General features: G+C 37.3%; 27 protein-coding genes and 1 tRNA gene. 11 read left to right on the forward strand and 17 right to left on the reverse strand.

What is annotated here, in order from left to right:
- The first annotated feature begins 154 nt into the window (after positions 1-154).
- The 4 genes from rplM to tsf all read left to right on the forward strand — a co-directional run bounded on the left by rplM (position 155) and on the right by tsf (position 3,305).
- Complete coding sequence (gene rplM, locus DKG77_RS00425) at positions 155-610, forward strand: 50S ribosomal protein L13 (protein ID WP_109659128.1); 456 nt, start codon at positions 155-157, stop codon at positions 608-610.
- Positions 610-996: a 30S ribosomal protein S9 gene (rpsI, locus tag DKG77_RS00430; RefSeq protein ID WP_109659130.1), complete on the forward strand. Its 387-nt coding sequence runs from the start codon at positions 610-612 to the stop codon at positions 994-996. Before rplM ends, rpsI begins: the two co-directional genes overlap by 1 nt.
- Before the next feature lie 209 nt (positions 997-1,205).
- Complete coding sequence (gene rpsB, locus DKG77_RS00435) at positions 1,206-2,399, forward strand: 30S ribosomal protein S2 (RefSeq protein ID WP_109659132.1); 1,194 nt, start codon at positions 1,206-1,208, stop codon at positions 2,397-2,399.
- 81 nt (positions 2,400-2,480) lie between these two features.
- Positions 2,481-3,305, forward strand: a complete 825-nt coding sequence (gene tsf, locus DKG77_RS00440) for a translation elongation factor Ts (RefSeq protein WP_109659134.1) — start codon at positions 2,481-2,483, stop codon at positions 3,303-3,305.
- A gap of 76 nt (positions 3,306-3,381) precedes the next feature.
- Here tsf and DKG77_RS00445 read toward each other — a convergent pair whose 3' ends face one another.
- The 4 genes from DKG77_RS00445 to DKG77_RS00460 all read right to left on the reverse strand — a co-directional run bounded on the left by DKG77_RS00445 (position 3,382) and on the right by DKG77_RS00460 (position 6,483).
- Positions 3,382-4,197 carry a DUF4097 family beta strand repeat-containing protein gene (locus DKG77_RS00445; protein WP_165819319.1) on the reverse strand — a complete coding sequence of 272 codons (816 nt, stop codon included), beginning with the start codon at positions 4,195-4,197 and terminating at the stop codon, positions 3,382-3,384.
- A 4-nt stretch (positions 4,198-4,201) separates the two neighbouring features.
- Positions 4,202-5,065 (reverse strand): DUF4097 family beta strand repeat-containing protein, encoded by an 864-nt coding sequence (locus tag DKG77_RS00450; RefSeq protein WP_133248393.1) that lies wholly within the window; start codon positions 5,063-5,065, stop codon positions 4,202-4,204.
- 63 nt (positions 5,066-5,128) lie between these two features.
- Positions 5,129-5,926 (reverse strand): HEAT repeat domain-containing protein, encoded by a 798-nt coding sequence (locus DKG77_RS00455; RefSeq protein ID WP_109659140.1) that lies wholly within the window; start codon positions 5,924-5,926, stop codon positions 5,129-5,131.
- A gap of 2 nt (positions 5,927-5,928) precedes the next feature.
- Positions 5,929-6,483 carry an RNA polymerase sigma factor gene (locus DKG77_RS00460; RefSeq protein ID WP_207785421.1) on the reverse strand — a complete coding sequence of 185 codons (555 nt, stop codon included), beginning with the start codon at positions 6,481-6,483 and terminating at the stop codon, positions 5,929-5,931.
- A gap of 165 nt (positions 6,484-6,648) precedes the next feature.
- Between DKG77_RS00460 and pyrH the strand changes: the two genes are divergently transcribed.
- The 6 genes from pyrH (at position 6,649) to DKG77_RS00490 (ending at position 14,057) form a co-directional block, all read left to right on the forward strand.
- The gene (pyrH, locus tag DKG77_RS00465) at positions 6,649-7,356 is read left to right on the forward strand and encodes a UMP kinase (protein WP_109659144.1); all 708 of its coding nucleotides are present in this window, start codon (positions 6,649-6,651) and stop codon (positions 7,354-7,356) included.
- 41 nt (positions 7,357-7,397) lie between these two features.
- Positions 7,398-7,952, forward strand: coding sequence for a ribosome recycling factor (gene frr, locus DKG77_RS00470; protein WP_109659146.1), 555 nt, complete (start codon positions 7,398-7,400; stop codon positions 7,950-7,952).
- 77 nt (positions 7,953-8,029) lie between these two features.
- Complete coding sequence (locus tag DKG77_RS00475) at positions 8,030-10,426, forward strand: efflux RND transporter permease subunit (RefSeq protein ID WP_109659148.1); 2,397 nt, start codon at positions 8,030-8,032, stop codon at positions 10,424-10,426.
- A gap of 91 nt (positions 10,427-10,517) precedes the next feature.
- Positions 10,518-11,951, forward strand: coding sequence for an asparagine--tRNA ligase (asnS, locus tag DKG77_RS00480; protein WP_109659150.1), 1,434 nt, complete (start codon positions 10,518-10,520; stop codon positions 11,949-11,951).
- A 43-nt stretch (positions 11,952-11,994) separates the two neighbouring features.
- On the forward strand, positions 11,995-13,452 hold the full coding sequence (gene rpoN, locus DKG77_RS00485; RefSeq protein ID WP_109659152.1) for an RNA polymerase factor sigma-54: 1,458 nt from the start codon (positions 11,995-11,997) through the stop codon (positions 13,450-13,452).
- Positions 13,452-14,057, forward strand: a complete 606-nt coding sequence (locus DKG77_RS00490) for a hypothetical protein (protein ID WP_109659154.1) — start codon at positions 13,452-13,454, stop codon at positions 14,055-14,057. Before rpoN ends, DKG77_RS00490 begins: the two co-directional genes overlap by 1 nt.
- Here the strand turns inward: DKG77_RS00490 and DKG77_RS00495 are convergent.
- The 10 genes from DKG77_RS00495 to DKG77_RS00540 all read right to left on the reverse strand — a co-directional run bounded on the left by DKG77_RS00495 (position 14,052) and on the right by DKG77_RS00540 (position 20,462).
- Complete coding sequence (locus DKG77_RS00495) at positions 14,052-14,741, reverse strand: porin family protein (RefSeq protein ID WP_109659156.1); 690 nt, start codon at positions 14,739-14,741, stop codon at positions 14,052-14,054. The two genes, DKG77_RS00490 and DKG77_RS00495, sit on opposite strands and share 6 nt — an antisense overlap.
- A 70-nt stretch (positions 14,742-14,811) precedes the next feature.
- Positions 14,812-15,291 (reverse strand): ExbD/TolR family protein, encoded by a 480-nt coding sequence (locus DKG77_RS00500; protein WP_109659158.1) that lies wholly within the window; start codon positions 15,289-15,291, stop codon positions 14,812-14,814.
- Entirely contained in the window at positions 15,288-15,923 is a 636-nt protein-coding gene (locus DKG77_RS00505; protein ID WP_109659160.1) for an ExbD/TolR family protein, read from the reverse strand. The genes DKG77_RS00500 and DKG77_RS00505 overlap by 4 nt, the downstream gene beginning before the upstream one ends.
- Before the next feature lie 176 nt (positions 15,924-16,099).
- Positions 16,100-16,582 (reverse strand): ExbD/TolR family protein, encoded by a 483-nt coding sequence (locus tag DKG77_RS00510; protein ID WP_109659163.1) that lies wholly within the window; start codon positions 16,580-16,582, stop codon positions 16,100-16,102.
- Positions 16,583-16,592: 10 nt separating this feature from the next.
- Complete coding sequence (locus DKG77_RS00515; protein WP_109659165.1) at positions 16,593-17,201, reverse strand: ExbD/TolR family protein; 609 nt, start codon at positions 17,199-17,201, stop codon at positions 16,593-16,595.
- Between the two features lie 12 nt (positions 17,202-17,213).
- On the reverse strand, positions 17,214-17,660 hold the full coding sequence (locus DKG77_RS00520; RefSeq protein WP_109659167.1) for a hypothetical protein: 447 nt from the start codon (positions 17,658-17,660) through the stop codon (positions 17,214-17,216).
- 27 nt (positions 17,661-17,687) lie between these two features.
- The gene (locus DKG77_RS00525) at positions 17,688-18,422 is read right to left on the reverse strand and encodes a MotA/TolQ/ExbB proton channel family protein (protein ID WP_109659169.1); all 735 of its coding nucleotides are present in this window, start codon (positions 18,420-18,422) and stop codon (positions 17,688-17,690) included.
- A 78-nt stretch (positions 18,423-18,500) separates the two neighbouring features.
- Positions 18,501-18,588: transfer RNA gene (locus DKG77_RS00530), tRNA-Ser, on the reverse strand.
- Between the two features lie 67 nt (positions 18,589-18,655).
- Positions 18,656-19,687: an asparaginase gene (locus tag DKG77_RS00535; protein ID WP_109659171.1), complete on the reverse strand. Its 1,032-nt coding sequence runs from the start codon at positions 19,685-19,687 to the stop codon at positions 18,656-18,658.
- A gap of 7 nt (positions 19,688-19,694) precedes the next feature.
- Positions 19,695-20,462 carry a TatD family hydrolase gene (locus DKG77_RS00540; RefSeq protein WP_109659173.1) on the reverse strand — a complete coding sequence of 256 codons (768 nt, stop codon included), beginning with the start codon at positions 20,460-20,462 and terminating at the stop codon, positions 19,695-19,697.
- A 37-nt stretch (positions 20,463-20,499) separates the two neighbouring features.
- Between DKG77_RS00540 and DKG77_RS00545 the strand changes: the two genes are divergently transcribed.
- A complete protein-coding gene (locus DKG77_RS00545; protein ID WP_109659175.1) occupies positions 20,500-20,940 on the forward strand; it encodes a retropepsin-like aspartic protease in 441 nt (146 codons plus the stop codon).
- On the opposite strand, the gene odhB is transcribed toward DKG77_RS00545, so the two are convergent.
- The 3 genes from odhB to DKG77_RS00560 form a co-directional block, all read right to left on the reverse strand.
- Positions 20,929-22,149 carry a 2-oxoglutarate dehydrogenase complex dihydrolipoyllysine-residue succinyltransferase gene (odhB, locus tag DKG77_RS00550; protein WP_109659177.1) on the reverse strand — a complete coding sequence of 407 codons (1,221 nt, stop codon included), beginning with the start codon at positions 22,147-22,149 and terminating at the stop codon, positions 20,929-20,931. The genes DKG77_RS00545 and odhB overlap by 12 nt on opposite strands.
- A gap of 27 nt (positions 22,150-22,176) precedes the next feature.
- Positions 22,177-24,972 (reverse strand): 2-oxoglutarate dehydrogenase E1 component, encoded by a 2,796-nt coding sequence (locus DKG77_RS00555; protein ID WP_109659179.1) that lies wholly within the window; start codon positions 24,970-24,972, stop codon positions 22,177-22,179.
- Positions 24,973-25,070: 98 nt separating this feature from the next.
- Positions 25,071-25,427 carry a hypothetical protein gene (locus tag DKG77_RS00560; RefSeq protein WP_109659181.1) on the reverse strand — a complete coding sequence of 119 codons (357 nt, stop codon included), beginning with the start codon at positions 25,425-25,427 and terminating at the stop codon, positions 25,071-25,073.
- Between the last annotated feature and the right edge of the window lie 20 nt (positions 25,428-25,447).

Below are 25,447 nucleotides of genomic sequence, written 5' to 3' on the forward strand. Positions count from 1 at the left end.
AAATACCATAACATTGCTCCCTTGCTTTTAACAAATAAGCACCAATAGAAAAAGTAAAAAATATTCGCAATCAACCATTTGTAATTCAATCTAATAATTGTACATTTGCAGCCCGTTTATCGGGATAGGTTTTTAAATCAATAATATTCAAGAAGTGGACACATTAAGTTATAAGACTATTTCTGCCAATAAATCTACCGTTGACAAACAATGGTTATTGGTTGATGCTGAAGGAGAAACGTTAGGAAGGTTGGCGTCAAAAGTGGCCAAGTTACTTAGAGGAAAACATAAGCCAAATTTTACTCCCCATGTTGATTGTGGTGATAATGTAATCATTATCAACTCTGAGAAAATCACCATGACAGGAAACAAGTGGGAAGATAAAACGTATTTAAGGTACACCGGCTATCCAGGAGGACAGCGTTCTACCACGGCACAAGAATTGAAAGACAAGCACCCTGAGAGAATTATTGAAAAGTCTATAAAGGGAATGCTTCCAAAAAACAAGCTAGGTGCTGAGTTGTTCAGAAACCTAAAAGTATATGTCGGTGCAGAGCATGGACAAGAAGCACAAAAACCAAAAGCAATAAACTTAAACGACTACAAATAATGGAAGTGGTTCATAAGATTGGTAGAAGAAAAACAGCGGTGGCAAGAGTTTATGTTTCTGAAGGAAAAGGAAACATCACCATCAATAAAAGAGACTTAAAAGACTACTTTACAACCGCTACATTACAATATAAGGTAAAACAACCCTTTGCATTGACCAATACCGAAGACAATTACGATGTAAAAGTAAATGTATACGGAGGCGGAATCACTGGTCAAGCAGAAGCTGTTCGTTTGGCATTGTCAAGAGTAATGTGTGAAATTGACGAAGAGAACAGATTGGCTCTTAAACCAGAAGGTTTGTTGACAAGGGATCCAAGAATGGTTGAGAGAAAGAAATTCGGTCAGAAAAAAGCCCGTAAGAAATTCCAGTTCTCTAAACGTTAATATTACAGGTACGTTTGTACCTATTATATAAAGTTCATTGAAAACCCTGAAACAATTTCAGGGTTAATATTTTAACCAAGTTGTCGTTGTTCCAAAGAGCAAAATCGACTTTTTGGAATTTAGTTTAGCATCTAAATGAATAGGGCGAACAGTTTTCTGCGACCACCAATTCATTGCTAATACAACGGAACGTAAACTAATTACAAAAAATGGCAAGTAAAATTGAAGTTAAAAACTTACTAGAAGCAGGTGTACATTTTGGTCACCTAACAAGAAAGTGGAATCCTAACATGTCTCCCTACATCTACATGGAGCGCAACGGAATCCATGTTATTAATCTCTACAAGACTGTAGCAAAACTTGATGAGGCCAATGAGGCACTTAAAAAGATTGCTGCATCAGGAAGAAAAATTCTTTTTGTAGCCACAAAGAAACAAGCTAAGGACATTGTTGCGGAGAAAGTATCTAACGTAAACATGCCCTATATTACTGAAAGATGGCCAGGTGGTATGCTGACCAACTTTGTCACTATTCGTAAAGCCGTTAAAAAAATGGCTGCTATTGATAGAATGAAAAAGGATGGTACATTCAAAACACTTTCCAAAAAAGAAAGACTCCAAGTTGATCGCTTAAGGGCCAAATTGGAGAAAAACTTAGGTTCCATTTCTGACATGACCAGACTCCCTGGTGCAATTTTTATTGTTGATACCATGCGCGAGCACATCGCTGTAAAGGAAGCTCAAAAACTGAATATTCCAATTTTTGCAATTGTGGATACCAATTCTGACCCAAGACCAATAGATTATGTAATTCCTGCAAATGATGATGCCGGAAAATCTATTGAAGTTATTTTGACAGAGGTAACCAATGCAGTAGCTGAAGGACTATCTGAGCGCAAAAATGACAAACAAGAAGGAAAGGAAACCGAAGCCAAAAAAGCTCCTGGAACAGAAGAAAAAGCTCCAGCAAAAGCAAAAGAGCCTGCTGTTGCCAAAGAAGCAGTTGAACCTGTTAAAGAAAAGGTAGAAGAAGTAGCTGTTACCAAAGAAGTTGCTAAACCTGTTGAAGAAAAAGCAGAAGAAGTTGCTGCAGAAGTTAAAGAAGAACCTAAAGTAGAGGAGAAAAAGGCTAAGAAAACCGCAAAAGCAAAAGCTGATGATTTAACAAAAGTTGAAGGCATTGGTCCTAAAGCTGCAGAGGCCTTAACAAATAGTGGTATAGCCACTTTTGGAAATCTTGCAAAAGCAGATCCAGAAAAAGTAAAAGAAATCTTGACTGAGGCTAGCTCAAGAATGGCTCATTTAGACCCAACAACTTGGCCAAAGCAAGCTCAAATGGCTGCTGATGGCAAGTGGGATGAATTAAAAGAATGGCAAGACAACGCCAAAGGTGGGGTTGAATAACCTATAACCAATTTAACGTTGTCCTAAAACAAAACACTTATATAGTGTTTTACTTTACATAAATTTTTAAATACAGAAAAAATGGCAAAGATTACCGCCGCAGAAGTAAATAAATTAAGAAAGACCACCGGAGCCGGTATGATGGATTGCAAAAATGCTTTAGTAGAAGCTGATGGTGATTTTGAAAAAGCAATTGAAATCCTTAGAAAGAAAGGTCAAAAAGTAGCAGCTAAAAGAGCCGACAGGGATTCCTCTGAAGGTGCAGCTATCGCCAAAGTAAATGAAGACAATACAAGTGGGGTGATTATCTCCCTAAATTGTGAGACCGACTTTGTAGCCAAAAATGAAACCTTTGTAAAGCTCGCAAATGATTTAGCGGACTTGGCCTTAGGTCAGGACAGTAAAGATGCTTTCTTGAATGCATCTTTCAATGGAATGAGCGTTGCTGAAAAGTTAACTGAGCAAACAGGTGTAATTGGAGAAAAAATTGAAATAGGAAGTTTTGAGAAATTGGAAGCTTCTTTTGTAGGTTCATATATCCACGCCGGAAACAGGATTGCAACTTTGGTTGGCTTATCAGCCGCTGTTGATGGTTCTGCTGAAGCAGCTAAAGATGTTGCTATGCAAGCCGCCGCTATGAACCCTGTTGCGCTAAATGAAGAAGGTGTTGATCAATCTGTTATCGATAAAGAAATTGAGATAGCCAAAGATCAGTTGCGTCAAGAAGGTAAACCAGAAGCCATGTTAGACAACATTGCCAAAGGAAAACTGAAAAGATTTTTCAAAGACAATACATTGGTAAATCAGGATTTTATCAAAGACAGCAAACAAAGTGTTGCCCAATATGTAAAATCTGTTGATGCTTCTTTAGAGGTTACAGGATTTTCTAGAGTAGCCTTGGGATAATACCTAACTACTAAAATCATAAAAAAGCCCGTTTTTTAAGAAACGGGCTTTTTGTTTATGTCACATTCAAGACATATTATTTTGATTTTATCAAAATATCACCATTAAAAGTCTTGAACAGCATTTCTGGGCCACCACCATTTATCTTGCCCCTAACCCATTGTTCTATCTTAACTTTATAGGTTCCTGAAGAATTGTTTTTATTTACCTCAGGTTTGTTGGCGGCAATTTGCATATCAAAATCAGTGAAAATTTCACCCATGTCGGATTTTGCCTTCACATCAGCTTTAAGAGAACTGGGGAAAGTAATATCCACATCTCCATTTAAACTGCTAAAGGCCATATTTGCATCTTTTGTAATACTATCAAAGTGAACTTTTATATCTCCGTTAACCGTATCTGTAGACGCTGAACCACTTACCGATTCCAATGTGATCTTGCCATTGACATTGCTTATCTCCATTTCTCCATTTACTCCCTTTACAGAAATGTTTCCATCATTAACCGTAGAAAGCTTCAATGAAAAATTCTTGGGGACCTTCACTTCTAAATTGGTTATCTTGTTCCATTGCTCATTGATTATTTGAACTACATTGTTCTTTTCTTCCGCACTTATCGCCAAGGAGGAGCTTTGAATACGCTTCATACCATCCCGAGTATCTTCATCTATATAATGTCGTTTTTCACTTCCAAAGGAAGCTTTTATAACAACCTCTTTACCATCATAAGCTTCAACATGGATTGAACCTGATATCTGCTCAATGACCAACTTTCCAGAATTGCTTGGATTACTCAGGGGAACCGAAAACAGATCAATGGTCTTCTCTTGGGCAATTATGTTACTTACAATGAACATTGCAGCCAACACAGTTATAAATTTTGCTTTCTTCATGACTTTATATTTTTTTGATGAATACATTCCCGTTTAGTGTTTCAAAATCAAAATCCACCTGACCATCGCCAATCTGAACTATAGGCTTAGCTTCATACTTATATTTTGCTCCCATTTTGCCCCCGTTCTTTTTATCGGCTTTCATAAATTGTTTGTTTATATCAAAATCCGTGTACATTTCTCCGTTCATGCTTTTAAATGAAATATTGGCCGAAAGTGCTTTCTGATATGAAATATTGATATCTCCATTTAGAGAGTAATATCTAGACGAGCTTTTAGGGTTACTGGCGTAAGAAATGGTAACACCTCCATTAATACAGTTCACCTTAGTTTCTCCCGTTATGTTGGTCAAAGTGATTCCTCCATTTATGTTTTCAGCAATTACAAGGTCACCTCCCGTATTTTTCACCAATACCTCCCCATCATTTACAGTGCTGACATCAATTTTTATTGAATTGGGAACCTTTACCTTAAAATTTAATTTATGCCCATATAGAGGTTCATTGTTATTGTTGCACCAATTATACCTAAGGTTATCCTTATCAAATTGAATATATGGAGCACCAGGATGAAGTATCACCCTGTTTGCCTCTTGGACAATCTTAAGTTTAAGTTCCTGTTTCCCTAAGTCCAAATTTGAAGTATTGTCCGCCGTAATAGTTTTTTCAACTTCTAAAACGATTTGATTTCCGCTATATCCTTCAAGTGATATTGAGCCAAAAACATTCTTAATAACCAACGTGTTATCCGTACTGTTAGAAAGAGGGATTTCTTTTTTAATTTGCTCTACAAATTTTTCCTGTTGCGCTTTTGTGCACTGTATGCCAACAATTAAGAATAGGCACATCGTAAAAATTAATTGTTTCATTGTTTTTAGTTTTAACTGTTCATGATTTGATTAATCCCATAACGGGATGGATTGATAAATAGACTAGATTATTGATTCTATGGAATTCTCTATTTTTTTCTGTACCGTAGTGTCCAATTGCTTTTCCTTTAAAAGTTGTTTAAAAGGTTCAATAGAAGCTTTTTCTTGCAATGCAACCATTAAGTTTGCCAGTGTTACTTGCAAAATTGGGGACTCTTGATTTGGAATGGACTTCACCAATCCTTGTCTGACCAAAGGTTTGTCCACATAATTTGTCAAAGATTCAATGGCCGCCAATCTTACATTTACATTAGAATCTTTATTTAGTGTTTGCAGCAATGCCTTGATCACCATTTCATCCACATTCTCAAATTTATTTGCTTCGCTAACTCCTTGCAGTCTTTGATTTGCTGATGGCTGTTCCAAAAGTGTCAAAACCAGTTTTTGCCTTACATTTTCGGTCTCTTCATTGGACACAATATTATTTATTGCATTGGTATCGTTAGAAGAGTTCATGTAATACCCTAATCCCAATCCTATTCCCAACAATAAAATACTATAGACCAATTGCGGCTTAAAAATCATGAAAAATCCCTCTATGAGTATTTCCCAACCATTTTTCTTATTCGTTTTTTCAACCTCGTTGGACAGCAACCCAAAAAAGGACTCATCCATTTCTGGAGAAGGTTCTGGAGCTTCCAATGCATTTATCATTTTCCATGTACTTGCCAATTCATCAAATTGGTTTGCGTATTCTGGGTTTCCATCAAGAAATTTTTCAAAATCCCTTTTCTCATCTGCAGACATTGCTCCGGACATATAATCCATGGACTGCGTTTCAAACTTTTCTTTGTTCATCATTTTTATGCAATTTCCAATTGTGTAAAAATTGTCTTTAAATCTTTAAGTGCTCTATGTACTCGTACTTTGGCAGCATTTTCTGTACAGCCAATGATCTTTGCTATTTCGCTAAATTTCAGCTCTCTATATTTACTCAAGATCAATAATTCTCTTTTTTCTTCTGGTAGTTTGGCCAGAGCCTGTTTTAACAAAATATTGTTTCCTTTCTTTTCAATTTCATCATTAATATGATCTTCCGTATCTGCCTTTACCTCTTCCGGAGAAACACCGGTCGATATATTCTCTTTTGAAGCCTTTTTATGATAATCGTAATTTACATTCCTTGCCATTCTAAACATCCAAGCCGTAAACGAACCCTCTCCTATATAAGACTTCCTGTACTTTAAAATTCTCATAAACACATTTTGAACCAAATCCTCACTCACCGAGGGATTATTGCCCAAATTGTAAAAGAAACCAAACAACCTTTTCTTATGCCGTTCGTAAAGCAACCCTAATTTATCCAGGTCCCCATTCTTTACTTTGAGCATTAAGGCATTATCAGTAAGGTCTTGCAATTTGGTATCGTTTTTTGTTGCTTGTTGAAGGATATACTTTAGTTTTTGGAAAAGGTTACAAAATGTATGACTTTTTTGTTCATTTTATTCTTGAATCATTGCTTTTTCAAGTAATTCCTCATAAATAATTTTGATTATTTTTGTCCGGACTTCAACACATCCTAAATGCAATACAAAAGAATTCTTTTAAAACTTAGCGGCGAAGCTCTAATGGGCGAACAACAATACGGTATTGATCCGGAACGCCTATCAGAATATGCAGAAGACATTAAAGCTGTAATTAAAAAAGGAGTTGAGGTGGCCATAGTAATTGGTGGCGGTAATATTTTTAGGGGATTGTCCGGAGCCAGTCAAGGAATGGACCGTGTACAAGGTGACCATATGGGCATGCTGGCAACCGTTATCAATGGATTGGCCTTACAAAGTGCCTTGGAGCTTCAAGGGGTGGAAACCAGACTTCAATCTGCCATAAAAATCAATGAAGTGGCAGAACCTTTTATAAGAAGAAGAGCCATACGCCATTTAGAAAAAGGAAGGGTTGTAATCTTCGGTGGTGGAACAGGAAATCCATACTTTACCACAGATTCTGCAGCAGTTTTAAGGGCAATTGAAATAAAGGCAGATGTTATCCTAAAAGGAACACGTGTAGATGGCATCTACACATCTGACCCTGAAAAGGATAAAAACGCGACAAAATTTGACAGCATCTCTTTTACCGATGTCCTTTCCAAAGGTTTAAAAGTGATGGATACGACAGCTTTTACGTTAAGTCAAGAAAACGAACTTCCTATTGTGGTCTTTGATATGAACACAAGGGGAAACCTTATGAAAATAGTTTCTGGAGAAAATATTGGAACCGTAGTGAATGTTTAAATTGGCATAAGCTTTGATTCCCTTCATTAAAAATTAAAATTATGAACGAAGATGTAACTTTTATAATTGATAGCGCCAAAGAAAGCATGGATGGCAGTATTTCCCATTTAGAAAAAGCTTTGGTGAAGATTCGTGCCGGTAAAGCGAGTCCTGTAATGTTATCTACAGTCATGATAGAATATTACGGCTCCGTTACCCCTCTTTCCCAAGTGTCAAACATCAATACGCCTGATGCAAGAACCATTTCCGTGCAGCCTTGGGAAAAAAGCATTCTTCAAGATATAGAGACAGCCATTACAAATTCAAACTTAGGCTTTAACCCAATGAACAACGGTGAAATGATAATTATAAACGTTCCACCTTTAACCGAAGAACGCAGAGTACAACTTGTAAAACAAGCCAAAGCTGAAGCTGAAGATGCAAAAGTCAGTATCAGAAGTGCAAGACAAGAAGCCAATAAAGAAATTAAAGCTTTAGACATATCTGAAGATTTACAAAAGAATGCAGAAGTTGATATTCAGGAACTAACAGATACTTACAGCAAAAAGGTTGATGCCATTCTGGGGGTGAAGGAAACCGAAATAATGAAAGTGTAAACCTCCAAAGATTATCCGTTTGCTTTCTTTAGGAACACAGCCAATCATTTTCTACCTTTGCGCCGAATAAAACCCATATGGTAGCTAAGCTCACTAAAGGATTTTGGCCCAAGGTCGCAAGAATCATACTTCGTAACAGAATCCTTATTCTACTTGGGGTTGCTGCTTTCACTGTTTTTTTGGGATTGCAATGGAAAAACATGCAGTTTTCCAATACTGAAGCAAACATTCTTCCAGATGACCATCCTGCTACCGTTCAATACAATGCGTTTAAAAAAATATTTGGTGAAGAAGGAAACGCCATAGTTCTTGCCATAAGGGATTCATCGCTTTTTACACCAAGCAAGTTTAATCGTTGGAACAAGCTTAGCAAACAACTGGAAGCATTTCCTGAGATTGATTTTGTAGTGTCTACGGACAATCTTAAAGTTTTGGTCAAGGATGATGAAAAACAGGAATTTGTTATGGAGCCTTTTGTCAAGGATGTGCCAAAGACCAAAGATGAAGTTGAACAATTAAAAAATCATCTTTTTAAGCAACTGCCCTTTTATGACAATCTAATTTACAATCCAGAAAGCGGCACCATACAAACCATTGCTTATCTGGACAAGGATATTATGAATACCGCTGTGCGGAACGAATTCATCCTAAATGATCTTGCTGAACTTGTAAAAAACTTTGAAGAGGAAACAAATCTTGATGTACGGGTATCCGGTATGCCCTACATCCGCACATGGAACACAAAGTCCATTGTAGATGAAATCGGAATTTTTATAGGGGCCGCCCTATTGGTCACTTCCATTATTTTCTTCTTCTTTTTTAGAAGTTTTAGAGCCACATTAATATCCATGTGTGTTGTAATTATTGGAGTAATGTGGGCTTTTGGCATTTTAGGACTTTTTAGATATGAAATCACCATCCTAACTGCCCTGATTCCACCCTTGATCATTGTAATAGGAATTCCCAATTGCATATTCTTGATCAATAAATATCAGCAAGAGGTCAAAAAACATGGAAACCAGGCATTGTCGTTGCAACGGGTAATTTCCAAAATTGGAAATGCCACGCTCATGACCAACATCACTACCGCATCAGGGTTTGCAACGTTTATTATTTTAGATAGTGATTTGCTTAAAGAGTTTGGTATTGTAGCATCTATAAATATCATTGGAATTTTCATTTTATCCTTGTTGATCATTCCAATAGTCTACAGTTTTATGCCACTTCCAAAAACAAAACATTTAAAGCATCTGAACAAAAAATGGATCGACATTTTTGTTGATTGGATGGAACGAATGGTTAGGCACCATAGAATAGGGGTATATATAACTTCTTTAATTGTCCTTATTCTAAGTATTGTGGGTATTTATCAGATAGAGATAACAGGAAGTAGGATTGAAGACTTACCCAAAGACACGCACTACTTTAAAGACATAAGATTCTTTGAAGAAGAGTTTGATGGAATCATGCCGATGGAAATTGTTGTGGATACCAAGCGGAAAAATGGAGCTATTAAACCCGCTACCTTAAAACGAATGGATCAATTGGGAACGGTCATTGAAGAAACCCCAGAACTTTCCAAACCTATTTCATTGGTCAATTTGGTCAAGTACTCCAAGCAGGCATTCTATAATGGAATTCCAAAATATTATCAATTGCCTACATCCCAAGAAAACACATTCATAATGGATGTTGTAAGAAAATCTTCAAATGATGAAAACCTTCTTGAAAGTTTTGTAGATAGCACGGGCCAGACAGCTAGGGTCACCACTTTTATGCGAGATGTAAAAATAGATCGCATGGAAGAAATTGAGCAGGATATGCTACAATCCATATCCAAATTTTTTCCAGAAGAACGGTATAACGTTTTTATGACCGGGAAGGCTTTGCTATTTTTGAAAGGCACCAAATACCTTGTAAAAAATCTTTTACTTTCATTGGCCCTTGCCATAGGATTAATTTCCCTATTCATGGCCTATTTGTTTCGTTCATTTAGAATGATCATAATTTCTTTGGTACCCAACCTTCTCCCATTGGTTATAACAGCTGGGTTAATGGGTTATTTAGGTGTCCCCATAAAACCGTCTACTATTCTTGTATTTAGCATTGCTTTTGGTATTTCTGTAGATGACACCATCCACTTTTTGGCCAAATACAGGCAAGAACTAGCCACTCACAAATGGCACATAAAAAGATCTGTATATGCCGCCTTGCGAGAAACCGGCGTTAGTATGTTTTACACTTCCATTGTATTGTTCTTTGGATTTTCCGTGTTCATCATTTCCAGTTTCGGAGGCACCAAAGCTTTAGGAGGGTTGGTATCAGCCACACTGCTTTTTGCAATGCTGGCCAATCTTATTTTACTTCCATCGTTATTGCTCTCTCTGGAAAGAAGCATCGCCAATAAGGAAGTTCTAAAAAAACCACAGATAGATATCTTACCAAAAGACGAGGTCAACCTCAAAGACAAATAACACTTCTGGCATCAATATAAATATGCCAATTCCATTGCTATCGTTTTTGATCAAAAACCTATCTTTACCGCTTAATTTACTATAGTCTGAAATGAATTCTTATTCTATAAAAGAACTGCTTAACAAGCAACCTATTGGAGATAACGTTGAAATAAACGGGTGGGTAAAAACATTTAGAAGCAATAGATTTATTGCCTTGAACGATGGCTCAACAATACACAATTTACAATGTGTTGTTGATTTTGAAAATTTTGATGACAATTTGCTCAAACAAATTTCTACAGGTGCAGCTTTAAAAATTTCAGGCACTCTTGTAGAAAGTCAAGGAAAAGGGCAAAGTATTGAAATTCAAGCAACCAATGTTTTTGTTCATGGTACTGCTGATCCAGAAACGTATCCCATCCAACCAAAAAAGCACTCTTTGGAATTTTTAAGGGAAAAAGCACACCTTAGGGTACGCACAAATACATTTTCGGCGGTTATGCGTGTTCGTTCTGCACTGGCATTTGCAATTCATAGCTATTTTCAGCAAAATGGATTTTACTATATGCATGCCCCTATCGTCACGGGCTCTGATGCCGAAGGCGCCGGAGAAATGTTTAGAGTAAGTACGTTGGATACAAAGAACCCTCCTTTGGATGAAAATGGGGAAGTGGATTATTCACAAGATTTCTTTGGAAAAGAAACCAATCTTACCGTTTCTGGCCAACTTGAAGCGGAAACGTATGCCATGGGGCTTGGTAAGGTGTACACTTTTGGGCCTACGTTTAGAGCAGAAAACTCCAATACATCACGCCACTTAGCAGAGTTTTGGATGATTGAACCAGAAATGGCTTTCTATGATTTGGACGCCAACATGGATTTAACAGAGGATTTTATCAAATGGACCATCCAATATGTTTTGGACAACTGCCAAGATGATTTGGAGTTTTTGGAAAAACGACTTTTAGACGAAGAAAAGTCCAAACCCCAAATTGAGCGGTCTGAAATGCCACTTATAGAAAAACTCAAATTTATTGTAGAGAACAATTTCAAAAGAGTAACTTATACAGAGGCTATTGATATTTTAAAGAATAGCAAGCCAAATAAAAAGAAAAAATTTAAGTTCCCGATCAATGAATGGGGGGCCGACCTGCAAAGCGAGCATGAGCGTTTTTTGGTAGAAAAACATTTTAAATGCCCTGTGATTCTTTTTGATTATCCTGCTAAGATCAAAGCATTTTATATGCGATTGAATGAAGATGGAAAAACCGTTAGAGCAATGGATGTTCTGTTTCCTGGCATTGGAGAAATTGTAGGAGGTTCTCAGCGTGAAGAGCGTTTAGATGTGCTTCAACAAAAAATAAAAGAATTAAATATTGATGAAAAAGAGCTTTGGTGGTATTTAGACCTAAGAAGATTTGGAACTGCGGTCCATAGCGGATTTGGACTTGGTTTTGAACGTTTAGTTCAATTTGCAACGGGAATGGGAAATATTAGGGATGTTATTCCTTACCCAAGAACGCCACAGAATGCAGAGTTTTAAATTGAATCCTTAAATTTATATAGAAGGAAGATTATAGATCCTTATGCTAAAACAACATCTACAGTTTAAGCTTTCCCAGAAACTGTCTCCACAGCAGATACAGCTCATGAAGCTAATTCAGCTGCCAACACAGGCTTTTGAACAACGCTTAAAACAAGAACTTGAGGAAAACCCTGCACTTGAAAGCGGAAAAGCGGAAAGTGAAACGATGGATGAAGGTTTTGAGGATACCTATGACGATAGTACGGATAGTGAGACAATTGCCGCAGAAGAAATCAATATTGATGATTATTTAAGCGACGATGAGATTCCCGACTATAGAACCCAGACAAGTAATTACAGTCCGGATGATGATGAAAAAAGTATTCCGTATGCCTCTGGAACTTCTTTCAACCAATACCTGCTTAACCAGCTCAATACTGTTTACTTGGACGATGAAGAGTGGGCAATTGCGGAGTTTTTGGTGGGCAGTGTAGATGAAAGCGGTTATATACGAAGACCACTTTCCGATATAATGGATGACCTTGCTTTTACGCAGAATATTTATGTTGAGGAAAATAAGATTCAAAGTGTTCTCCAAATGGTTCAAGAATTAGACCCTCCTGGTGTGGCTGCCAGATCGTTAGGAGAATGCCTTATCCTTCAACTAAAGCGAAAGGAAAAAACTCCAGCCGTTGAACTTGCCATTTCCATTCTTGAAAAATCTTTCGATCAATTTACCAAAAAACACTATTCCAAATTACTTCAAAAACATCATATAAATAAGGAACAGCTCAAAGAAGCCATTTCAGAAATTGAAAAATTAAACCCCAAACCCGGAGGGTCGTATGCAGGCAACACAAGAATCATTGAGCATATTGTTCCAGATTTCTCCATAAAAATAGTAGAAGGTGAATTAGAGTTGACTTTAAATGGCAGGAATGCCCCAGAACTTCATGTTTCCAGAGATTACAGTAATATGTTGGAAGGATACAAAAATTCTAAGGAAAAATCGAAATCCCAGAAAGACACTGTTCTTTTTATTAAACAAAAATTAGATTCTGCAAAGTGGTTCATAGATGCTATTAAACAACGTCAGCAGACCTTGTACATAACCATGAGCACAATCATGAACTACCAAAAAGATTATTTCTTAAGCGGTGACGAACGCAAGCTCCGCCCCATGATTTTGAAAGACATTGCGGATAAGATAGATATGGATGTCTCAACAGTATCAAGAGTAGCCAACAGCAAATATGTAGACACCCCTTACGGAACTAAATTGATCAAAGAGTATTTTTCTGAGTCAATGAAAAATGAACAAGGGGAAGACGTATCAACAAAAGAAATCAAAAAAATACTGGAAACCGTTATTGGAGAGGAACAGAAGAAAAAACCTTTGACGGATGATAAACTGGCGAAAATCCTGAAAGAAAGAGGATACCCGATAGCAAGGCGGACCGTGGCAAAATATAGAGAGCAATTGGGAATCCCCGTAGCTAGGTTAAGAAAGCAAATCTAATGCGCCATTTCCATAGCATCATCTCCTATGTCTTCCATCCTTTGTTTATTCCTATTGGAGGAACATTACTCTATTTTTTAGTGACACCAAAATACAGTTCTTTAGAGGTTCAAAGCGGGAACATCCTACCCATTTTTATTCTTACGGTAATCATTCCCATAATCTTTTTTCTTATTCTTAAAAATCTGGGAGTTATCAGTTCCATTTTTCTTCCCACTATAAAAGAACGTAAGTACCCTCTTTACATTAGCTGTATATTGCTGTTGATGATTTTGTATAAGGTTATCCCAAACAACTACATTCATGAGTTGTTCTATTTCTTTGCAGGACTTTTAACCGCAACAGGTGCAGCACTTATTCTCTTGTTCTTAAAGTTTAAAACAAGTATGCATCTTTTGGGAATGGGCAGTCTTTTAATGTTTATGATAGGTTTGAGTATTCACTTTGAAATAAATATTACATTGGCCATAAGCATATTTACTTTGTTAACGGGTCTAGTGGCTACATCAAGATTATACCTCAATGCGCATAGTAAAAATGAATTGTTGATTGGGTTCCTCATTGGAACTTGTTCCCAACTTATAATTTTTAAGTACTGGTTATAAGATGTAGAAAATTATTCCTATTCGCAGCGCACGAATATCAATGGTCTCTCCATTTTCGAGTGCAGTTCCATCCTCCAACAGTGGATTTAAACCATAGTAAGCCTGAATATTCCAGGTATTATATCCAAAACTCAATTGCAACCCGTACTGAATGCTCTGAATGTCATTATTGGAAAAACGCATTGTGTTAGAGTCACTGACTATTCTGGAACTACCCGAAAAGACGTACCCAAATTTAGCTCCTGCATAAATTCTCCAAAATTTATATTCATCAGCGGTTGATGTGCGCCACCTTAATTCCAAAGGAATCTCAATTGCATGTGTTTCCAGCTTGTTTCTGTCAAAATCCGAAGTATCTAAAACTGTATAAACTATGTTATTGTCCGCTTCATTGGCCACTATATTGCTGTAATAGGAATTTGTGGCATAACCAAAACCTATTCCAATACCAAAATTCCTTCTTTGATTAAAAGGAATGTCTTTTATAAAACCGGTTTGCAGATTATAAGATAAACTTCTCTGAACCACATTTGTTGGTTTTTCTAACAGGAAATTGTATCCCAAGCCAATATAAAATTGATCTTCAAGATATTTATTATCCAACGTTTTAGACTTTTCATTTTCCTGAGAACGAACACAAAAACAAAAGGTCACCAGTGCTATTAAAACTAAATAGTTCTTCATTTGCAATTATCTTATAACAAAAACAATCCAAATTAAACATTTGGATTGTTTTATCCTTACTCCATGTCTCTTATTGTGCATTTAAGAAAGCATCTCCTTGGTAAGTGGTGTAATTTACTTTTAACAGGTTAACTCGCCTAAGTTCCTCCTTAATATCAGAAACCACTCCAACATTGACCTCTTGGTCCACTTTAAGGGAAACTGTGACCAAATTCCTAATTGCCTCCGGTTTTTTAGCTAATTCTGATAGCACATATGGCGCAACCTCATTTATTGTGGCAAGCCTGTTATCCAACTGAATTTTTGGCTCAGAACCAAGAACACTGGCAAGCTCTGGTGAGGGCTTACCAACAAATATTTCAATAATTCTATCTCTTTTTTCCAGTTTTTTTACCTGGTCTGCATTAGGCAAACGATTATCAACCAACAACGTATTGTCTTTAACTGTGGTAACCGTCATAAAGAAGAACAACAACATAAACACAATGTCTGGTAATGAAGCTGTTGAAACGGCAGGTAACCTATTCTTTGTATTTCTATAATTTTTCATTGAAATTCTGCTATTAAGTTCATATTGGTTTCTGCTTCTGACAATTGCATAGGATACATAGTCCGAATTTGATTTATCTTGGCCTTCAACTCGGATTTAGCTTTTAGATCAGTTTGAGGATCAAAATATATCTCTTCCATTTCTTCATAACCCAAGTTAAAAAGTCGCTCCGCCTCTCTACTCCTTAGCTCATTATAAGCTGCTGTTAGCTCATTTTGAACAAGTATATAAACTCCATAGGTTGCCTCCCTATCGCTATTTAAGGAAACTATAGCTCTGCCAGGACTATCTGAAGCATATAAACTTCTATCTCCTTGGCAATAATCACAATAATTACCATCGCCTTTTGGAGCTCCCCCATTATCCAAAAAATCGATAGTAGCTGACTTTAGATTTTCCAAGCTCATGATTTCGTTTTCTACCAAAAGCTCGTTTTTTTTGTTAAGGCTTACCCTAAAAATATTCTTCTCCTGAACTTTAATTGGTGGAGTTGGGTCTTTAGGTGGCAACTTTCTGTCCAAACCTACATCCGTCTCTATTGTAGTGGTAACTAAGAAAAAAATCAACAGCAAAAATGCGATATCCGCCATTGAACCCGCATTGACTTCCGGGATTTCATTGTTTCTAGCCATAATAAAATGTTTTGGAATAATTAATGATTATACCTGTAATAGGTAAGTAATCAATCTCAACAATTATTCCAAAACCCTATACTATGCTGAAAACAAAGTAATTATAAAGTCTATTGCAAAAAAAAACGTCCCAAACTAAAAAATTTGGGACGTTTTCACTAAATCTAAGTTCTTACTTACTGTAAATTATTAAAAGCATTTCCTTCATAAGTCGTATAGTTGACCTTTAAGGCATTTACTTCTCTTAACTGTTGCTTAATATCGGCTATAAGACCCATATTGGCATCTTTATCAACCTTTAAAGCAGTCGTTAATACATTCTGTATTTCCTGTGGTTTTTTAGCACGTTCCGCAAGGATATAAGAACCCACTTCATCAACACTGGCATATTTATCGTTCAATTGAATTTTTGGTTCTGTTCCAAAAACCTTTTGATACTCTCTTGTGGGTTTACCCACGTAGATATAAATTACCCTGTCCTTCTTCTCCAATTTCTTAATCTCGGTAGCATTAGGAAGTGTATTTTCAACCAACAAAGAACTATCCTTCATCGTAGTTACCGTCATAAAAAAGAACAGTAGCATAAACACGATGTCTGGCAATGAGGCAGTTGAAACCGCTGGCAAATCACCATCTTTCTTTTTTGCAAACTTTGACATATGATATACTTTAGTTAGTTGATGTTTCCGCTTCTGAAAGTTTCTGTGGAAACATTTCTTGAATACGCTTTACTTTGCCTTTAAGATCATCACGCACACTTGAAGGTGTTTCTGGATTTAAATATTCTGCCTCCATATTTGTGAAATCGTCACCGTACAAACGCTGAGCTTCGCGGTTACGCAAGTCATTATATGCGCCAACCAACTCATTTTGTACAGTTATATAGGTAGCGTACTTAGTTTCCCTATCATTCTTTAAGGAAATAATCGCTTTTTCTGGATTATCCGATGACGCAGGATCCTTTCTACCTTTACAATAATTGCACGATCCATCACCTCCATTTTCTAAAAAGGCAACAGCTGCAGCTCTAAGGTTCTTTAAATCCATTAATTCATCTTCTACCAATAATTGACCATTTCTATTGATATTAACAGTAAAAATATTCTTCTGCTTAATAACTACATCAATATCCTCTGGCGGATCCATTGGAGGCAACATACGATCTAATCCTGCATCCGTCTCAATGGTCGTGGTAACCAAGAAAAAGATAAGTAATAAGAAAGCTATGTCTGCCATAGAACCGGCATTCACTTCTGGTGCTCCTTTTCTTCTAGGCATAACTATATATTTTTACTTAACAAACATTTTTTTCAATCCTGGAAGCACCATAAGTGCAACAGCTACAATAGTAAGGATAAAGAATACGTTCAATCCCATACCAATGTTTTTAACGGTACTTTCTGTTGTGCTCAAGTTAGAGTTATCCGCAAATGTATCAACAACTGCTTTTGCTTCTTCAGATGAAGAAAGTCCATATGCAATTGCAACCACCAATGCCAACCCGCCCAATGCAAAAAGGGACTTTTTAAGGCTTCCTGGTGTAGACAATAATTTCTTAAGTCCAAAAAATACAGATGTGATAACCGCAATGGCCAACAGGATATACATTATAACGAACATAAAGTTCATTGCGCCATTATTTATGGCATCTGGATCAGATGCATCTGGCATGAAGAACCACAATGCTGCAGCTACAAGCCCGATGACAATGAGCGCTATTTTTACTAATTTATTCATGATTCTCGATAGTTTTAAATTTCGTAATTACTTTTTATGTGCTGCCAACATATCTATTAAAGATATAGAGGAGTCTTCCATGTCATTTACGATACTATCGATTTTTGCAATAATATAGTTATAGAAAATTTGAAGGATAATAGCTGTAATCAAACCAAATACTGTTGTCAATAAAGCCACCTGAATGTCACCTGCAATCAAAGATGCGCTCAAGTTACCTACTGCAGCAATTTTCTGGAAGGCAGCAATCATACCAATTACCGTACCCATAAACCCAAGCATAGGTGCGATAGCAATAAACAAAGACAACCAAGAAACGTTCTTTTCTAATTGTCCCATTTGAACTCCACCGTAAGCAACAACCGCTTTTTCCGCAGATTCCAATCCTTCTCCAGCTCTATCCAATCCTTGGTAGAAAATGGAAGCAACAGGACCTTTTGTGTTTCTACATACTTCTTTTGCAGCTTCTATACCGCCGGAAGCCAATGCATCTTCAACTTGCTGCTTGAGCTTAGAGGAATTAGTGCTGGCCAAATTCAAATAAATAATTCTTTCGATCGCAACTGCCAATCCCAAAATCAAACATAAAAGTACAATTCCCATAAAAGCAGGGCCTCCTTGAATAAACTGTTCTTTTAATACTTGAGTGAAACCTTTGCTAGCTTCAGCCGCAGCTTCTTCTTGTAACATAGCTGCAGATGCAGTCGTAGTTCCCAAAATAAACATTCCGGCTACAGCCAGAGTAGAGGATATTTTTTTCATTTCTTTCAAACTTAAATTTAGTTAGTTAATAATGTTAAAGATATAAAAATTTTATAATTGAAAAATTAAAATACCTAGCAGAGAGGAAGGGATTCGAACCCTCGATACACTTTTGGTGTATACACACTTTCCAGGCGTGCGCCTTCGACCACTCGGCCACCTCTCTATGAATCATAGTTAGGGCGACCAATAAACAAAAAAATAATTAGTTAAAGAAATTTAGGCCGTTAATTTTAGTGCATTTCACCACGAAGCGGTGTTTCAAAAATTGTCTTAAAGAGTTTGCCAGAAATATTACTCCCTAATAGGTACATGGCTTTGGCAATTGCTGCCTCGGTCGTAATATCCTTTCCGTTAATCAATTGCATCTCTTTTAGCTTTTCACTTGTCTCATAATGACCCATTGAAACACCACCTCCAGAACACTGCGTTACATTAATAATATATAATCCCTTGGCAATGGCCCCTTCCAATTCATTTAGAAACCAATTATCCATTGGCGCATTGCCAGCCCCATAGGTTTCCAATATTACCGCCTTTAGCCCAGATATATTTAAAATACCCTTTAGCACAGACCTATTAAGCCCTGGGAAAAGTTTTAATACGGCGATATTATTGTCCATTTTCTTATGTACCTGCAATGATTTTGCTTTATGCGGTCTTTTGGTAAGATATGAATAATGAACTTTTAAATGCACCCCAGATTCAACCAAAGGCGGATGATTTAAAGATGCAAATGCTTCAAAATGTTCTGCATTTATCTTGGTAGTCCTATTCGCTCTGTACAATTTATATTCAAAATACAATCCTACCTCTTGCACAATAGGCATTCCCTTTTCCTTTAATGCCGCTATTTGAATGGACGTAATTAGATTCTCTTTTGCATCTGTTCGCAAATCCCCTATAGGAAGCTGAGACCCAGTAAAGATTACAGGTTTAGAAAGGTTTTCCAACATAAAACTCAAGGCCGAGGCAGAATAACTCATAGTATCGCTACCATGCAATACAACAAAACCATCGTAAGCTTTATAATTATCCTCAATCATGGATGCTATTGTCACCCAATGATCAGGGTTCATATTAGACGAGTCAATGGGTTTTTCAAAAGATATTCCCTTTATATTACAATCCAATTGATTCAATTCAGGAATATTTCCTACCAACTCATCAAAATTAAAAGCTTTCAGCGCTCCTGTTTTATAATCCTTTACCATACCGATGGTACCTCCGGTATAAATAAGCAGAATGTTCGTTTTGTTTTTCATATCATTATTAAATACCAAAAACTTTTTTGGAGTTGTTAGTTGTTATTGACGCTATCTCCTCTTGACCCATACCATATAATTTAGCAAGCTTCTCCACCACCTTAATTATATAGGAACTTTCGTTTCGCTTTCCTCTATAAGGAACAGGTGCTAAATAAGGAGAATCCGTTTCTAATACAATATGTTGCAAATCTACCTCATTTAAAAAAGTATCAATTTTCCCATTTTTAAAGGTTACCACTCCACCAATTCCCAACTTCATATTATAGGATATGGCTTTATTTGCCTGCTCCAAAGTGCCCGTAAAACAATGGAATATTCCACGAAGGTCATCTCCTTTTTCTTGCTCCAAGACCTCAAAGATTTCATCAAAAGATTCTCGACAATGAATTACAATAGGAAGTGCATACTTTTTTGCCAGCTGGATCTGACGTACAAAAGCATCTTGCTGTTGCTTTAAAAAGGTTTTGTCCCAATACAAATCAATACCGATTTCCCCAACAGCACAAAAACTTCGCTCCGAGAGCATCTTCTCCACATGGGCTAACTCTTCTTCATAATTCTCCTTTACATGGGTAGGGTGAAGCCCCATCATTAAATGAACGTTTTCCGGATACGCAGCTTCCAAATCCAACATAGCTTGGGAATAAGTGGAATCTATGGCTGGAATAAAGAAACGTTTTACACCTGCTTCCATCGCTGTTTTTATCATTGCATCGCGATCCTCATCAAAAGCTTCGCTATATAAATGCGTATGCGTATCCGTTATAACCATAAAGCAAAAATAGGTTTATCTTTAATAAAAATAGTTGATGAAATCCCTCAAAAAATTTCTGTCTTCCAAAAATTATGCTCGCATTCCTTTAGTCATGACAGAAACCAATCATTTTGAAATAGCAGCCAAAATCAATGGTGTTTCCGGCCGATTTATTCTAGACACTGGAGCTTCCAACACATGTGTTGGCATGGACAAAATTGATTTTTTTAAAATGGTTTCCGAAGTATCTGATATTAAAGCTGCCGGAGCTGGAGCTTCAGAAATGGAAACTTTGGTATCCAACAAGAATAAGATTCAAATTGGCGCCTGGAAGAAAAAGAAACAAAAAATGGTGTTATTTGATTTGGTTCATGTCAACAAAGCACTTACACTCCACAATGCCTTGCCAGTAGATGGAATTATAGGCGGCGACGTCCTTAAAAAAGGTAAGGCCGTAATTGATTATGATAAAAAGTGCCTTTTCCTAAAGCTCTAAAGCTTTTTTCACATTGCCGTCCATCAATAATTCTTCTGGACTCTCCAAAGCTTCTTTTACAGCAACCAAGAATCCTACGGATTCTTTACCATCAATGATTCTATGGTCATAGGAAAGTGCCACATACATGATGGGCGCAATCACCACTTGTCCGTCTTTAGCAATTGGGCGCTCCACAATATTGTGCATTCCTAAAATAGCACTTTGTGGTGGGTTTATAATAGGTGTGGATAACATTGAACCAAACACGCCCCCATTGGTTATAGTAAAGGTACCTCCAGTCATTTCGTCTACAGTAATCTCCCCTTCTCTTGCTCTTATCGCTAGACGTTTTACCTCAGCTTCAACACCTCTAAAAGTTAGGTTCTCCGCGTTTCGGATAACTGGTACCATAAGTCCCTTTGGGCCTGAAACCGCTATACTGATGTCACAAAAATCATAGGACAACATTTCTTTACCATCTATCATAGAATTTACAGCAGGGTACATTTCCAATGCACGAACAACTGCTTTTGTAAAGAAGGACATAAAGCCCAAACTTACCCCATGCTTTTCTTTAAACGTTTCTTTGTACTGCTTACGCAATTCAAAAATTGGAGACATATCCACTTCGTTGAAAGTGGTCAACATTGCAGTTTCATTTTTGGCAGCAACCAAACGTTCAGCAACTTTTCTTCTTAGCATGGAAAGCTTGGAACGAGACTCGCCTCTGCTTCCACCAGTTGGCGACCCCATGGACGGGACTGCTTTTACTGCATCCTCCTTGGTAATACGGCCATCTCTACCAGAACCTGAAACTGCCGCTGAATCGATTCCTTTTTCATCAAGAATTTTCTTTGCAGCTGGCGATGGTGTGCCGGACGCATAGGTTTCTTTCTTAGCCTCAACTGGTTCTGAAGATTCCACCTTTGGCGGTGCTGACTTAGCTTCTTCTTTGGCAGCTGGCGCTTCAGTATCTCCCTCTGGTTTTGCAGCGCTTGTATCTATTAGACAAACCACTTCGCCTACTGCCACTGCATCTCCTTCTTCTGCTTTTAGCGTAATTATTCCGCTTTCTTCCGCAGGAAGTTCTAAAGTAGCTTTATCGGAATCTACCTCAGCAATTGCCTGATCTTTTTCAACATAATCTCCATCTTGCACCAACCATTCTGCAATCTCTACTTCGGTAATGGACTCCCCTGGTGAGGGAACTTTCATTTCTAAAACCATGTTATTCTAGTTTTAATGCTTTGTAAATTATCTTCTAACCATGTTGTCCTTGGTCTTATCAAAGACATATTCTATTACTTGGGCGTGCCTTCTTTGTGAGCGCACTGCACTTCCTGCAGCTGGAGCCCCATAAAATCTTCTGGATGCCACCCTAAACTGTTTTGCTTCATCTAAATGCATCAATAAATGACCCCAAGCCCCCATATTTCTAGGTTCTTCTTGAGCCCAAACTATGTCATCTACATTTTTGTATTTTTTTATAATGCCGCGAATCTCCTTTGTTGGTAATGGAAACAGTTGTTCCAATCTTACCAATGCCACATCATCCCTCTTTAGGTTTTCCTTATTATCCAATAAATCATAATAGAACTTACCTGTACAGAAAACCAATGTTTTTGTTTTGGCTGCCGTTGCCTTATCATCATCAATGAGAGTCTGGAAACTTCCATTGGCCATTTCTTCCTTGGTGGACAACACTTTTGGATGCCTTAACAGGCTCTTTGGTGTAAAAACAATAAGTGGTTTTCTAAAACTGGCCTTCATTTGTCTGCGCAACAAATGGAACATATTGGCAGGAGTAGTTACATCTGCCACATACATATTGTCCTTTGCGCATAACTGAAGGTATCTTTCCATGCGTGCCGATGAATGTTCTGCCCCTTGCCCCTCGTAGCCATGCGGTAATAAAAGTACCAATCCATTTTGCAACTTCCATTTATCTTCTGCTGAAGAAAGGTACTGATCAATAACAATTTGCGCTCCATTACTGAAGTCTCCAAATTGTGCTTCCCAAATGGTCAATGTTTTTGGACTTGCCATGGCATATCCATAATCAAAGCCCATTACCGCATATTCCGAAAGTAATGAATTGTAAATATGGAATTTTCCATTTTGATTTTCACCTAACTCATTGAGCAAAACCACTTCTTCTTCATGCATTTCGGTTTTAATAACAGCATGACGGTGAGAAAAGGTTCCCCTTTCTACATCTTGACCCGTCATACGGACATCGTAACCTTCCTCAATCAGTGAACCATATGCCAAAAGTTCTCCCATGGCCCAATCCAATTGATTGTCCTCAAAATACATTTTGTTTCGTGCCCCAACAAGACGCTCCAATTTTCTAAGGAATTTCTTTTCTTCAGGCAAACCGGTTATACTCTTGGCTATTTGATCTAGTTTCTTCAATTCATATGAAGTATCTATCGTACCAAGCATGGCATCTTCGGCCACTTGTCCAAACCCTTCCCATTCATCTTGCATGAACGGTGTAATTCTTGTTTTTTCAACCTTACGAGAATCCAACAAGTCTTCTTCCAGATTTTTCTTGTACTCTGCTTCTAATTCTTTAACGTAATTCTTGTCTATAATCCCTTCAGCAATCAGCTTTTCTGCGTAAATGTCTCTGGGATTAGGATGCTTGGATATGGATTTATATAATAAAGGTTGGGTGAACTTAGGCTCATCCCCTTCATTATGTCCATATTTTCTGTAACCCAATAGATCTAAGAAAACATCTCTTTTGTAACGCATTCTATACTCCAAAGCAAAGGTTGCAGCATGCACCACAGCTTCTGCATCATCTGCGTTAATATGTAAAACTGGAGATAACGTTACCTTGCCCACATCTGTGCAATAGGTGGAAGATCTGGCATCTAAATAATTGGTGGTAAATCCAATCTGGTTATTGACCACAATATGTATGGTCCCCCCAGTATGATATCCATCTAATCTCGCCATTTGTACAATCTCATAGACTATGCCTTGACCAGCAAAAGCAGCATCTCCGTGCACTAAAATTGGAAGTACCTCCGATACATTATCTTGATGGTCATGGTCCTGTTTTGCACGCGCAATTCCCTCAACTATGCCATTAACGGTTTCTAAATGAGATGGATTGGGAGCAATGTTCATGTTGACCATTTTTCCAGAGTCCGTTTCACGTTTGGATGTCCACCCCAAGTGGTATTTTACATCCCCATCAAAGATGGTTTCTTCATAATCTTTACCATCAAATTCACTAAAAATATCTTTTGGTGATTTACCAAAAATATTGGTTAGCACGCTTAAACGCCCTCTATGGGCCATTCCCATAACAAACTGTTTTACTCCAGCATCGGCGGCTTTTTCAATAATTACATCCAGAGCAGGGATTAACGATTCTCCCCCTTCCAAGGAAAATCGCTTTTGCCCAACATATTTAGTATGTAAAAAGCTCTCAAAAGAAACAGCTTCATTGAGTTTTCTAAGTATATTTTTCTTTTCGTCTGCCGAAAAAGTTGGGTGGTTGTCATTTACGTTCAGCCAGTTTTGAATCCACTGGATTCGTTCTGGTGTGCGTATGTACATATATTCCACACCAATTGCATCACAATAAATGCGTTCTAAGTGGGCTATAATGTTTTTAAGCGAGCTTGTTCCTATGCCAATAACTTTGCCAGCATCAAAAACAGTATCCATATCTTCATTCGATAATCCAAAATTGGATATCTCCAATGATGGATCGTACTTTCTTCTTTCTCTTACTGGATTCGTTTGTGTAAATAAATGCCCTCGTGAGCGGTATCCATCAATTAAGCGAATTACCTGAAACTCTTTCTGAAGGGATTGCGGAATTTCCACCTCTTGGCCATTAGCCAATTTCATGGATCCGTTTTCAGAACCAAATTCCAACTCTTCCAACGAGCTCTCCAGTCCAAAATCAAATCCTTGAAAGAAAGCCCTCCAACTGGGTTCAAGACTATCTGGGCTTGTTAGATATTTATCATATTGCTCCGCAAAAAATGAAGTATGCGCAGCATTTAAAAAAGAATATTTATCCATGGACAGTTTCTAGCTAAAACCTATCTGAAAAATTTAACCAAAAATACAACAATTACCAAAGGTAGGTCAACAAACTTGGCCATAATCGAAAAAATCTTTTAGGTCCCATATTTGTGTTTGAACCAAACTTTCTGAAACTCTCTTTTAAGCAACAAAAAGCATACTTCTGCAGAAACGTCCACCGCATCAACAGCCTCTATTTTCTTTATCGTATTTTCAGAAATATCAACTACATATAATAGATTTAGGTATTCTTCAAATTTTTCTAAAATCAAAAAATAAAGTTTCTCGTGCAGGATACCCTTCAATTGATCAGGTTTAATATCCATTTTGAATTCCAATCCTATGTTCGCCATCTCAAAGTCTTTCTTTACCTGAGTTAGCAATTTTTGATAAAGCAGTTCCTTTTGAGCTACTTCCAATAATTCTAGACTATTGTTGAAATTGGATAACATGTCCTAATTTTTGCCCAAAC

This window comes from Flagellimonas aquimarina (assembly GCF_003149745.1).
Lineage (GTDB): Bacteria > Bacteroidota > Bacteroidia > Flavobacteriales > Flavobacteriaceae > Flagellimonas > Flagellimonas aquimarina.

What these genes read in the sequence shown, in the direction of transcription:
- rpsI (WP_109659130.1), top strand. Translation starts at nt 610, where the DNA reads ATGGAAGTGGTTCATAAGATTGGTAGAAGAAAAACAGCGGTGGCAAGA.
- rpsB (WP_109659132.1), top strand. Translation starts at nt 1,206, where the DNA reads ATGGCAAGTAAAATTGAAGTTAAAAACTTACTAGAAGCAGGTGTACAT.
- tsf (WP_109659134.1), top strand. Translation starts at nt 2,481, where the DNA reads ATGGCAAAGATTACCGCCGCAGAAGTAAATAAATTAAGAAAGACCACC.
- DKG77_RS00445 (WP_165819319.1), bottom strand. Translation starts at nt 4,197, where the DNA reads ATGAAGAAAGCAAAATTTATAACTGTGTTGGCTGCAATGTTCATTGTA.
- DKG77_RS00450 (WP_133248393.1), bottom strand. Translation starts at nt 5,065, where the DNA reads ATGAAACAATTAATTTTTACGATGTGCCTATTCTTAATTGTTGGCATA.
- DKG77_RS00455 (WP_109659140.1), bottom strand. Translation starts at nt 5,926, where the DNA reads ATGATGAACAAAGAAAAGTTTGAAACGCAGTCCATGGATTATATGTCC.
- pyrH (WP_109659144.1), top strand. Translation starts at nt 6,649, where the DNA reads ATGCAATACAAAAGAATTCTTTTAAAACTTAGCGGCGAAGCTCTAATG.
- frr (WP_109659146.1), top strand. Translation starts at nt 7,398, where the DNA reads ATGAACGAAGATGTAACTTTTATAATTGATAGCGCCAAAGAAAGCATG.
- DKG77_RS00475 (WP_109659148.1), top strand. Translation starts at nt 8,030, where the DNA reads ATGGTAGCTAAGCTCACTAAAGGATTTTGGCCCAAGGTCGCAAGAATC.
- asnS (WP_109659150.1), top strand. Translation starts at nt 10,518, where the DNA reads ATGAATTCTTATTCTATAAAAGAACTGCTTAACAAGCAACCTATTGGA.
- rpoN (WP_109659152.1), top strand. Translation starts at nt 11,995, where the DNA reads ATGCTAAAACAACATCTACAGTTTAAGCTTTCCCAGAAACTGTCTCCA.
- DKG77_RS00490 (WP_109659154.1), top strand. Translation starts at nt 13,452, where the DNA reads ATGCGCCATTTCCATAGCATCATCTCCTATGTCTTCCATCCTTTGTTT.
- DKG77_RS00495 (WP_109659156.1), bottom strand. Translation starts at nt 14,741, where the DNA reads ATGAAGAACTATTTAGTTTTAATAGCACTGGTGACCTTTTGTTTTTGT.
- DKG77_RS00500 (WP_109659158.1), bottom strand. Translation starts at nt 15,291, where the DNA reads ATGAAAAATTATAGAAATACAAAGAATAGGTTACCTGCCGTTTCAACA.
- DKG77_RS00505 (WP_109659160.1), bottom strand. Translation starts at nt 15,923, where the DNA reads ATGGCTAGAAACAATGAAATCCCGGAAGTCAATGCGGGTTCAATGGCG.
- DKG77_RS00510 (WP_109659163.1), bottom strand. Translation starts at nt 16,582, where the DNA reads ATGTCAAAGTTTGCAAAAAAGAAAGATGGTGATTTGCCAGCGGTTTCA.
- DKG77_RS00515 (WP_109659165.1), bottom strand. Translation starts at nt 17,201, where the DNA reads ATGCCTAGAAGAAAAGGAGCACCAGAAGTGAATGCCGGTTCTATGGCA.
- DKG77_RS00520 (WP_109659167.1), bottom strand. Translation starts at nt 17,660, where the DNA reads ATGAATAAATTAGTAAAAATAGCGCTCATTGTCATCGGGCTTGTAGCT.
- DKG77_RS00525 (WP_109659169.1), bottom strand. Translation starts at nt 18,422, where the DNA reads ATGAAAAAAATATCCTCTACTCTGGCTGTAGCCGGAATGTTTATTTTG.
- DKG77_RS00535 (WP_109659171.1), bottom strand. Translation starts at nt 19,687, where the DNA reads ATGAAAAACAAAACGAACATTCTGCTTATTTATACCGGAGGTACCATC.
- DKG77_RS00540 (WP_109659173.1), bottom strand. Translation starts at nt 20,462, where the DNA reads ATGGTTATAACGGATACGCATACGCATTTATATAGCGAAGCTTTTGAT.
- DKG77_RS00545 (WP_109659175.1), top strand. Translation starts at nt 20,500, where the DNA reads ATGAAATCCCTCAAAAAATTTCTGTCTTCCAAAAATTATGCTCGCATT.
- odhB (WP_109659177.1), bottom strand. Translation starts at nt 22,149, where the DNA reads ATGGTTTTAGAAATGAAAGTTCCCTCACCAGGGGAGTCCATTACCGAA.
- DKG77_RS00555 (WP_109659179.1), bottom strand. Translation starts at nt 24,972, where the DNA reads ATGGATAAATATTCTTTTTTAAATGCTGCGCATACTTCATTTTTTGCG.
- DKG77_RS00560 (WP_109659181.1), bottom strand. Translation starts at nt 25,427, where the DNA reads ATGTTATCCAATTTCAACAATAGTCTAGAATTATTGGAAGTAGCTCAA.